This window comes from Acidobacteriota bacterium, assembly GCA_030949985.1.
GTDB lineage: Bacteria > Acidobacteriota > Polarisedimenticolia > J045 > J045 > JALTMS01.
Window position 1 is genome coordinate 1 of the sequence record JAUZRX010000083.1, and the last position, 9,818, is coordinate 9,818.

8 protein-coding genes are annotated in these 9,818 nt (G+C 63.0%); 3 read left to right on the forward strand and 5 right to left on the reverse strand.

The features are described 5' to 3' along the window. Nucleotides 1–558: 558 nt before the first annotated feature. Both Q9Q40_14165 and Q9Q40_14170 read left to right on the forward strand, forming a co-directional pair. On the forward strand, nucleotides 559–2,607 hold the full coding sequence (locus tag Q9Q40_14165) for a hypothetical protein (GenBank protein ID MDQ7008362.1): 2,049 nt from the start codon (nucleotides 559–561) through the stop codon (nucleotides 2,605–2,607). Further along, complete coding sequence (locus tag Q9Q40_14170; protein MDQ7008363.1) at nucleotides 2,604–4,454, forward strand: putative metal-binding motif-containing protein; 1,851 nt, start codon at nucleotides 2,604–2,606, stop codon at nucleotides 4,452–4,454. Before Q9Q40_14165 ends, Q9Q40_14170 begins: the two co-directional genes overlap by 4 nt. Before the next feature lie 118 nt (nucleotides 4,455–4,572). On the opposite strand, the gene Q9Q40_14175 is transcribed toward Q9Q40_14170, so the two are convergent. From Q9Q40_14175 to Q9Q40_14190, 4 genes are all read right to left on the reverse strand, one after another. After that, on the reverse strand, nucleotides 4,573–5,010 hold the full coding sequence (locus Q9Q40_14175; protein MDQ7008364.1) for a transposase: 438 nt from the start codon (nucleotides 5,008–5,010) through the stop codon (nucleotides 4,573–4,575). Then, on the reverse strand, nucleotides 4,899–5,855 hold the full coding sequence (locus tag Q9Q40_14180) for an IS66 family transposase (GenBank protein ID MDQ7008365.1): 957 nt from the start codon (nucleotides 5,853–5,855) through the stop codon (nucleotides 4,899–4,901). Before Q9Q40_14180 ends, Q9Q40_14175 begins: the two co-directional genes overlap by 112 nt. Before the next feature lie 182 nt (nucleotides 5,856–6,037). Beyond that, on the reverse strand, nucleotides 6,038–7,132 hold the full coding sequence (locus tag Q9Q40_14185; GenBank protein ID MDQ7008366.1) for an AAA family ATPase: 1,095 nt from the start codon (nucleotides 7,130–7,132) through the stop codon (nucleotides 6,038–6,040). Then, the gene (locus Q9Q40_14190) at nucleotides 7,129–7,983 is read right to left on the reverse strand and encodes an ATP-binding protein (GenBank protein MDQ7008367.1); all 855 of its coding nucleotides are present in this window, start codon (nucleotides 7,981–7,983) and stop codon (nucleotides 7,129–7,131) included. The genes Q9Q40_14185 and Q9Q40_14190 overlap by 4 nt, the downstream gene beginning before the upstream one ends. 416 nt (nucleotides 7,984–8,399) lie before the next feature. Between Q9Q40_14190 and Q9Q40_14195 the strand changes: the two genes are divergently transcribed. Continuing rightward, nucleotides 8,400–8,861: a transposase gene (locus Q9Q40_14195; protein MDQ7008368.1), complete on the forward strand. Its 462-nt coding sequence runs from the start codon at nucleotides 8,400–8,402 to the stop codon at nucleotides 8,859–8,861. 402 nt (nucleotides 8,862–9,263) lie between these two features. Here Q9Q40_14195 and Q9Q40_14200 read toward each other — a convergent pair. Next, nucleotides 9,264–9,818: hypothetical protein (locus Q9Q40_14200; GenBank protein ID MDQ7008369.1), on the reverse strand; the 555-nt coding region annotated here is incomplete at its 5' end.

The following is a 9,818-nucleotide window of genomic DNA, read 5'->3' on the forward strand; positions in this document are numbered from 1 at the left end:
CCGACTCACCCGGCCGCGTGGCGCACTCACCCTGACGATGAACGCGAACAATGCGGCACAATCACAGATTGAAGGCTACCTGGCGGGACTCGAAAAAGCAGCGTAGAAAACTGCGTCAGTTTATGCAACGCTGGGGTAGAGGACCGTCTCGAAGCATCTGGAATCAGGGACCTCGCGCAAGAGACATGTCTGACCGGGAGAGTTCGCGCAGTGGTGCTGGCAGGCCGGGCAACCCACGGACTCTCGAAGGGTTACGCCGGCACAGCGACACAGTTCATTCGTCGCATCCACAACTGCCACAACTGCTTGACATTCCGACAGAAACGCAGTAGACAACAGATTCTGATTCTGTGTGGAATTCAAAGTGCGTTAAGCAGAGGGGAGGAAACAAATGATCGTCGCGTCGTCGCATCGTCGCATCGTCGCATCGTCGCATCCCAGTGTCGCCGTATCGCTGCTTCCGGTTGGCAGCTTTTCCCAGTTCTTCTTCTCGTTTTGACTCTCGTAGGCGCACATTCCGAAGCGGGCCCATTCTCTCAGAGAAAGACAGAGCCTGTGGTGATCAGCGCCAGCTCCAGTCTCTTCCCAGCGTGGGTCGATACTAACGTCGACGTCTCTGAACTCGAACTCTGGGCCTACCGGAACGGCTCCTGGATGGTGATTCCGTACCAGATCGACAACCTGTCGCCGGGCCCTGTCAAGATCCTCGATCCAAGAGATCTCCCGAACTCCCTTTGCCGAGGCGAGATTCCTGGGCTTCCGCCGAATGCAAATGGCCCTTGTGAGTTTCAGTACACGCTGTCGGGAGAGAACCCCGCGTCCGGAGAATTCTCGGACAAGGACGAACTTGTCTTTCTGCTAGGAAGTTCAGGAAGCTGCAACGTCAGCAATTCCTCTTGGCCGAGTTCCGAGTTCAGCTCGAAGCGGTACCGGATCCGGGTCACAGACTCCGAACAGTCCGGTCCGTTCAGTGAATCCGGCTGTGTCTACCTCTATCGCAGAACGAGCGGAGCGCCCTCGTCTGTCCCCGATCTCATCGACTACGATCCCGTCGGTGATGGTACGTCTCACACCGGTGGATGCGTCCCGACGAGTGCCGCTTGCGGTGCCATAATCGGATCACCCTATGACATCGATGGCGATAACACGATGGACTACACTGGTTATCGCTGGGATTTTCTCGGCCAATGGACGGCTGACAAGTGGTTTATCGGCGAGACGACTGTTACAACGGGGCAGGACTTGGTTGACCTGGTCAAATGGCGTGTCGATAGCCCCGCGGAAACGGAAGGCGTATGGGACATGCGGAACGGTGGATCGGGCTGCATCGCTTTCCATGGCTATATCGATGGTGCTGTCCGCGTTGTCCGCGTGATCCAGGGAGCCTTCAGTGGAGTGGGAACGACGAAGTACGAGTTCGCTTATCCCGGCGAGATCCTACAGCGTGGCAACCTCCGCGTCCACAGCATTGGGGGGCCCGTCTATTCCTACGCTGACCTCCGAAAGAGCAACGTTAATGGGGCAACGAGTGCTACAATCTATAAGAAGGGCTTCACGAACGCAGGATCGCCCTTCGACGCGATCGACGGGAATAACCCCAGTGATCCGACCTTTCTGAACGAGGAATGGTATCAGATGTCCTCCTCGAAAGGGTCATTCCTCGTCATTCCAGGGGATCGGCGCTTTCCCACCGCGCTGACATTCGGAGGCGCGTACGATGATTCGTCGAGCAAACTGTGGACGGACTATGTAGATGCGGTTGAGTACGACGAAGAAGTAGGCGACTACGGTGCTGCCCGCTGGACGGTAGAGGATATCTGCGACACTCAATTCTTTGAGTTTTGCTACTCGGATCGCCCGGATCCCGAGTTTCAGATCGATCCTCTGCTTGGCGTAGAAGAACATCTCTGGATCATGCTGGATTCTGAGAGCGCCACATCTACCGCCGGAGAAAGTGTGGTTGCACACCGCGATCGAGGGGTCTTTAGTTTAGCAGTTAAAGAACAGCAGAAGGACAACCCAGGCGGTGGTTCAGTTAATCTGCTTTGCCTGCTGGTTCTGACTGCCAGCTATGGGAATGATGGTGGACCGGTAGATCTTTCCGCTGGGTTCGATGGATGCTCCGGTGTCACGGGGTGGAACCTGTACGAGAGCCGCGGACTGGGGCAGTATCGTCGCCTGGCCAGCCTCCCGGCCGGGCAGAGCTACCGCGTTGCCTCCCTGGTTCTTGATGAGCAGCAAACCTACTATGCGTCCCTTGTCGCCTTTGACGGATCGGAGGGAGCCCTCAGCAGCGGCGTTACGGTGATTCACAGTGATACAACTCCGCCTGCGGCACCCCAGAATGTCGGCGCGAGCTACGCTGGTGGTTTTATCACCGTAACGTGGGAAGCCCCTTCTGACCCTGACGTAGCGCGGTTCAAGATTCTCGCCAGCAGTTCTAGCGGTGGGCCTTATTCCACCGCGGATCCGGGCAACGATAGCCACTGCCAGGAAAGCACCGACATCACTGCCTCTTCGGGAACGTACTATATTGTCGTAGTAGCCGTGGACACCTCTGGCAACGAAAGCCCCGTCTCGAATGAGGTTCAAGTGGTGGTGCCGTGAGCGCCCGGTACTTGCGTACGGGCCTCGTTTCGCTGGCCGGCATTCTACTCGCCCTGCCGATCCGGGGCCAGGTCTGCCAGGATCTGGACGCGGACCAGGCGCTGGCAGGCCATCAGTGCGCCGAGGCCGAGGACTGCGCGGATCGCTCGTGGACGCGCCGGCCGGGAGCCGCAGAGATTTGCGACGGCTTCGACACTGACTGTGACGGGACCCTCGATCAGGACTGCGATCGCTGGTGTGAGGATCCGCCGGTGCTCTTTCCCCAGATGGCCTCTCTGCCGCTGAGTGCCGCGCGGCCCGACACGAGCAGTCTGTGCGCCAGGCTCACCGAGGAAGGCTTCCTGGTGGGCTCCACGACCGAACTCTACAACGTCAGCTTCAATCGCCTGATGAGTGTGCGCAGCTTCGATCGGCTAGCGCGGCCCACAGACGCAGTCTATGAGTTGGGCGACCCGAACCGTGAAGACCCCGAAGACCGTCGTTGCGGAATCGCCGATGGTTCGGACCGCCTGCTGGTGGCATGGTATGACGAGACCGGTGGAGGGTTCCGGCTCAAGGCGCGGGTGATCGATCGTCTGGGTCGACCGATAGCACCCGAACTCGACTTGACCGCTACTTACGACGACGAGGGGGGATGGCTCGGAGGAGATCCAGCGGTTGCCTGGGATGGAGAGCGATTTGCCGTATTCTGGATTCCGCGCCAGCGACAGAACGAGATCGTGGCCACTTTCGTCCTTCCCGATGGAGGTCTCGCGGATCCGCCAACTGTGCTCGTTTCGGATGACCTCGACGGTGAAAAGCACTTCGTCGGATCCATCGAAGTCGTCTGGACCGGCGAGGATTATCTCCTCGTCGCAAAGGTCAACTTCACCGGCTTCGCGAGTCTCGTGGTGCAGCCCGATGGCACACCTGCAGCACCCTCGATCCCCCTGGGCGATCGAGGAGGGACGACATCCGTCCACGAGCTGACCCTCGTGGGTGGAAACTCCGCTCACGTTTGGAAAGAGACAGTAGCCCCAGCCTCGGACAACCTCTACCTCGATCTGCTCGACCCGGACGGCCGACGCATCCAGCCTACGATTCCCCTCAAATCGAATACCTTGCGAACTGCCGACATCGCTGCGGCATGGACGGGGGAGATGCTGGGCATCGCTACCGCCACGCGGGATTGGAGTTCCGCCGAGAACGACTACGAGGCCACATGGTGGTTCTGGCGCATCCAGCCGGACGGCAGCCAACTCGACAACGGAGGTGTCCTGCTCTCGGACGATACGCGCCTGGAGAGCGACATCGAGCTGATGTGGTCCGGCGAGGAGTTCTGGATCGTCGGCAAGGTGGAAGACCCCGGCAAGCGCCTGGTACGCGCACGAGTGGTCTGCTCGTGCAACGACCTCGACAACGATCAGGCCGACGCTTGCTTCGGATTAGACTGCGACGACACGGATCCTGCGGTGAATCCTGCCGCCGCGGAGATCTGCCGAGGACAGGTGGACGACGACTGCGACGGGGCTGTGGACTGTGACGACGACGACTGCCCGGCCGGGCCAGGCCCGGGGGTGATCGACGACCTGCACTGGCAGCAAGGCAGCCTGGCCTGGTCGCCAGTGGCGGGAGCGGAGGTCTACGACCTGGCCCGTGGCCTGATCGGCGACTTGCGGCGCCGCAGCGACTTCCTCGACTCCCAGTGCGCCGGTCGGGATCTGTTGGCATCCGAATGGATCGACGATGGTCGCCCGCCGCCTCCCGGCCAGGCCCTGTGGTACCTGGCCCGTGCTGAGGGAGCCCCCTGTCATCCGGGAGCCTGGTCCTCGGACGGTTCTCCCCGTAACCTCCCCGCCTGCGACTGAGGTGGCGAGGTGGGAAAGGCGAGCGCCCAGTGTGAGAAGGCTGTCTTCGCTCCGCAGGCCCTCCGTAAGCGGTTGGAAATCGGCGCTCTTGCGAGATGAGCGCCGGTGGTGTACCCGGTCAATCGGCGGTTCGGCCGGTGTGCGTCTCGAGCGGTGAGAGCAGCGGATCTCCGCCGAAGCGCTCCTTCCACAGCCGCGGCGTCAGCAACGCCACCTCGGACGCCGGAGGGCTGTCCACGCGCTGCAGCACGTCCACGAGATAGTGATACGGCGATAGCCCCTGCAGCCGGCAGGTCTGCAGAAGACTCTGCAAGACCCCCACGTACTCCGCGCCCAGCTCGGTCCAGCAAAAAAGCCAATTCTTGCGGCCTACGGCAATCGAGCGGATCTGGCGTTCCAGGTGGTTGGTATCCAACGGCACACCCGGATGCTCGAGGAAGACCTTCAGTTCCTTCCGCCGCGACAGCGCGTAGTGCGCCGCCTTGGTGAAGGAGTTCGTCGGCAGAAGCACACGGCTCTCCAGCTCAGCTTCCAGCCACTCGAAGAATTCCTCCACCACCGGGCGGCAAAGCTCCGAGCGCCGCGCCAGCACTTTCGAGCCCTCCGGCTCTTGCGGCGGAGTTCTCCCTCGCGCGCGTACAGCTCGCCGATCAAATCCAGCGCCCGCGCCGTCAGCTTCGGTTCCACCTCTTCGGCCTTCAGAAACTGCCGCCGGGTATGAGACCAGCACTGCGCTGACGTCACCTGCTGCATCTGCCTGGCGTAGCGCTCGTACGCCGGATAGCCGTCGGTCAGCAGCACGCCCTCGTAGGAGCCCAACAGCTCGTGGACCACGCCGTGGGCACGCGTCGGCACGAAGGGGAAGATCACCTCCTGCCGGTCGCCATGGATCGGCCAGAAATAACCCATTTTCATGCGACCCCGACCCTTGCGTCCAGCACGAATCGGTGTCTCGTCCATCGCGATCACCGAGCTTTCCAGGATCGACTGCCGCTGGGCCTGGCAGATCGGCGCCAGCAGATCCGCCGTTCGGAGCACCGCCTCGGTCAGCGTCGAGCGCGCGAGTCGAATCCCCGCGGCCTTCATACGCTGGTGCTGCCGGTACAACGGCAGGTGGTACACCAGCTTGTCGATCACCAGGCCGGCGAGCAAGCTCACCTCGGCCATGCTCTTGCCCAGTACCGAAGGCGCTGCCGGAGGACAACTCAGATGGCCGTCCTTCCGCTCGACCACCGGACGCACGTACTTCAGGACCACGTAGGACGCCGGCCTCTGCGCCAGCTTGTAGGTCACCTTCTCGCCGATGATTTCCGCACCCTCGAGCTGAGCATCCGGGTTCTCGAGACGAATCTCTTCCACCGGCACCGAATCGTCGAAACGGGTGAGAGCGCTCAAGATCATTGATGGCGGTGCGTTCACGATAATTGAGGGATTTGTTTCCCGGGGCGCTGCCCCGGACCCCGGGGTTTTTCAGGCATGACTCCGGTGTCCGACGGGGGTGGATACTTCTGACAAGGAAGACCCCGGGGGCGGTGTTGTGCCCCCGGTGTCTGGTGAGCCCTGTCGGCGCACCGTCGACCTGGCTATCCCTCTTCCGGTTGCGCCCCCGCAGAGCCGGAGTCCGTTTCACCAGGCAAGAGTGGCAAGGCCGGGTGTTTCCGGCGACCGTTTCCCGCTGGGCCTATAGGGGATTGGGAAACGAGAAACGCGGGAGCAGTGTTCACGAGGCGGAAACCGCCGGGTTCTTTGCGCACGCGGCCCTTGGTGGTAAGAGTTTCGAGCGCCTCGCTCACACGGCTCATGCGCATCCGGCAGGCTTTCCTCACCTCGCGGATGGATAGCGGGATGGAGGTTTGAGCGAGCGCTTGCTCGACGCGCTGGTCTGGGGAGAGTGGCGGCGATTGAGTTTCGGGTTGTTCTGTTTGCTCTTCGACAGGCTGCAATGCGAGCGCGTCTCCATCCGCTTTCAGTTCGAGAGTGATCCCTTCGATCGAGGGGTTGGCGCGGTGCTCGCCCGAGAGCTTGAGTTGCTCTGCGCGTCCGCGGCGCAGGTAGAGCAGCGAATCGCCCCAGGCGTGCATCTCCGAGGAGCCTCTGAGAGCCTGTCCTGCCCGCGCCGCGCCGGCGCCCTTGCGGGCGTGATGGACCAGAAGCACAGCGGTCTGGAAGCTGCGCTGAAGCGTTCGCAGGTAGCCCAGCAGAGGAGCCACGTCCGCGACGGCGTTTTCATCGACGCGGTGCAAACGGACGAACGGATCGAGCACGAGAAGGCGGGGTTTGATCTTCTCGACCGTGCTCTGCAGCCGGCGGCGATGCTCGTCGAGATCGAGCCGGAGTGTGGGAGCGGTGATGACGTGGATATCGAGTGCTTCAAAGTCGATCTCCGCCGCGAGCGCGACCGCCTCCAGGCGTTCGCGCACGATATGCAGCGGATCCTCGGCGGCGAAGAGCAATACGGGACCGCGTTGCCGGGGCGGATAGCGACGCAGGCAGGGGGCGCCGGAAGCCACGGAAACGGCCATATCGAGCGCCAAGAAGGATTTGCAGCACTTCGGCTCCCCACCCACAATGCCGACCGCCTGATCGGCCCACAGCGATTCGATCAGCCAACGCTCGGGTTGTGGATCGGCGTCGAGTTCCGCAGCGCGGCGCAGGGGAAAACAGACCGGCGTCTTCATCGCTGCCGGGCGGCCCGGGAGCGTTTGGTTTTGGCGGGTGTCTTGGGCGCAGCGAAGACCTCGAGATACAGCTTCTCATCGAGCTGGGTCGATTCCTGCTGTACTGCGGCCATCAGCAGCTCGGCGGCCATGTTGGTCATCAGCCGATAGTTTCCTGCCGCATGATCGCAGAGGGTGTCGATCAAAGGCTCGGTCATCAGTTTGCGGTTGCCGGCACTCTCGAGCAGATGCTCGAAACACTCGCGCAGTTCCTCGCGGCCGGCATACTCCATCGTCAGACGCATGCGGATCCGGCTGCCAAGCGGCACGAGTTCCGGACGCCGGAGTTTTGGGGTCAGTTGCCCGTCGCCGGCCAGCACGACACTGAGGATGTTGCGCGAATCGAAGTCGGTGCTTCCCATCAGCCGCAGTTCGCTCAGCACGCTCGGGCTCATCTCCTGGACTTCGTCGATCAGCAGCACCGGACGCAACAGGGTGCTGCCAAGATGCCCCTTCCAGCGCTCGCGCAGGGTCTTGAAACCGTTCCAACGGTTGTGAGGCTTGATCGCTACACCAAAAACCTCTCCCATCTCGCGGTAGAAATCTGCCAGGCTGCTCTGCGGATGGGTCAGCACGCCCACCGTCACGTCGCGGACCTGTTGGAGCCGCTGGGCAAGGACCCTCAGAGTCACGCTCTTGCCGGTTCCAGGCTCGCCAGTGATCAGGGCAAAACCTCCCTCGCGCACCAGGCTCTGCTCGATTCTCCAGCAGAAGTTCTCGATCCGGGGACCGATATAGAGCGCTTCCGAGGGAAGATCGGGCGAAAATGGGTTCCACTTGAGGCCATACAGCGACAACAGCTTCTTGTTCATGAGGGGTTCTCCTCCGGTTCCTGGTCGCTTTCGACGGGGCGAGGGAGATAGGCGGGCGGCAGACCGGTGGCCGCGTACTCCTCCATCATCCGACGCAGCAGCGGCTGATCCCGGCCCCCTGGCGCCCGACGTAGAAACCCTTCCCGAGATCGATCCCCACCGCAGTTGGCCGGTGGCCGGACGGCTGCTGGCAGCGACCCCCGGGGCTGCCATCGAGTGGCGCTCGGTGGAGACGGACGACGCGCTGAACCTCGAGTAGGCCGGTATCTACTGGATCGCCACGCGCCTGCAACTCGAGCGCTGGGCCGAGGTGAAGGTCGAGGCCCATTCCGCGGCGGGCCTGACCGTTTACGCCGATGGCGAAGAGGTCGCTTCCCGCGCGCCGCAATCCGCGGTATCACCGCTCGAATGTGCCTGTGCCGGCCGGAACGGTCCGCATCGCCAACCAGACCGTCATCGTCGACACACCACCCGATCCGCGCACCGGAGCCACACACCTCCAACTCGATCCCCTCGACTTCATTCACGCGGTGACGGCCCAGATCCCTGACCGGGGCCAGCACCTCACCAGGGCCTACGGCTTCTACTCCCATCGAGCACGCGGAGCGCGGACGCGAGCACGCGATACCACCCACCCTGAGCAGGACCGGCCCGCCGGACAGAGCGAGACCCCGCAGCCTGCTGCTCCATCGCGAGCCTCGTGGCCCCGCTTGATGAAACGCATACTCGAAATCGATCCTCTACTTTGCGTCCGCTGCGGCGCGCGCATGAAGATCGTCGCTTTTCTCACAGATCCCGACGTCGTGCACAAGATCACGCGCCCCATTGAAGACGGCGGCGGCGATGACCCCTTCGAAGCCCGCGCCCCGCCCCCTTGACGCCTCGCGCCATGCCGGGCGTTCCCTCGTCACCAGAAACAACCCCCTGACACCACGCGCCCGCGACGCAGGCGACACCGAACCGATCTGCCCGCACACCCGGCCGCAGCCGTCCGCTCGGTCCACCAACCACCCCATACGAACCTCAACCGGCCCGTCCGCGGCTCACCTCCGCCTTCACGCCGCCAACTCGACGACTACTATCGTCGAACCTTCTCCTCCGGGCTCTCGATACCCGGTTCCTGCGTATGAAACCGCCTACGCATCTGTCTCGAAGGCTAAGGTGCGCACAAGAGACCTTTCACACGGCGAACGCGGGGACCGCAGATATCCCCCCCCCACCGAGGGATGCGAGCGGTCACTCCCGAGGTGCGTGCCGACTCCGACTCCCTCGCCCCCAGGTCAGGGCGAGGGATCAAACCGGCCCAGGATCCTCGAGACGGGGGCGGAACCTCCCTCGAAGCCTGGCAACGCCTGGAGGGTGGAGAGGGCCGGTTTCAGCTTCCGGTAGCAGAAGTGCGACTTCCCGTCGCGGCTCACGCATTTCTCGCCCTCCTTGCAGGGATCGGGAACGCAACCGCCCCCGAGTCCCATCGACGGGTCGTCCGTCTCGCCGGGACCGGCCTCTGCGCTCTTGAGCACTGTCACATGCCCGTAGTGGCGACCGTCTGCCAGCTTGTCCAGCAACTGTCCGGCACCGACGGTCCGTCCACCTTCCCGAATCTTGAGCACCGTCACGTGCCCGTGGTGGCGCCCGTCCGCCGACTTGAGCACCGTCACGTGCCCGTAGTGACGCCCGTCCGCCAGCTTGAGCACCGTCACGTGCCCGTGGTGGCGCCTGTCCGCCAGCTTGAGCACCGTCACGTGCCCGTGTTGGCGCCCGTCCGCCGACTTGAGCACCGTCACGTGCCCGTGGTGGCGCCCGTCCGCCCGCTCGAGCAGCGACAGATGACCGCC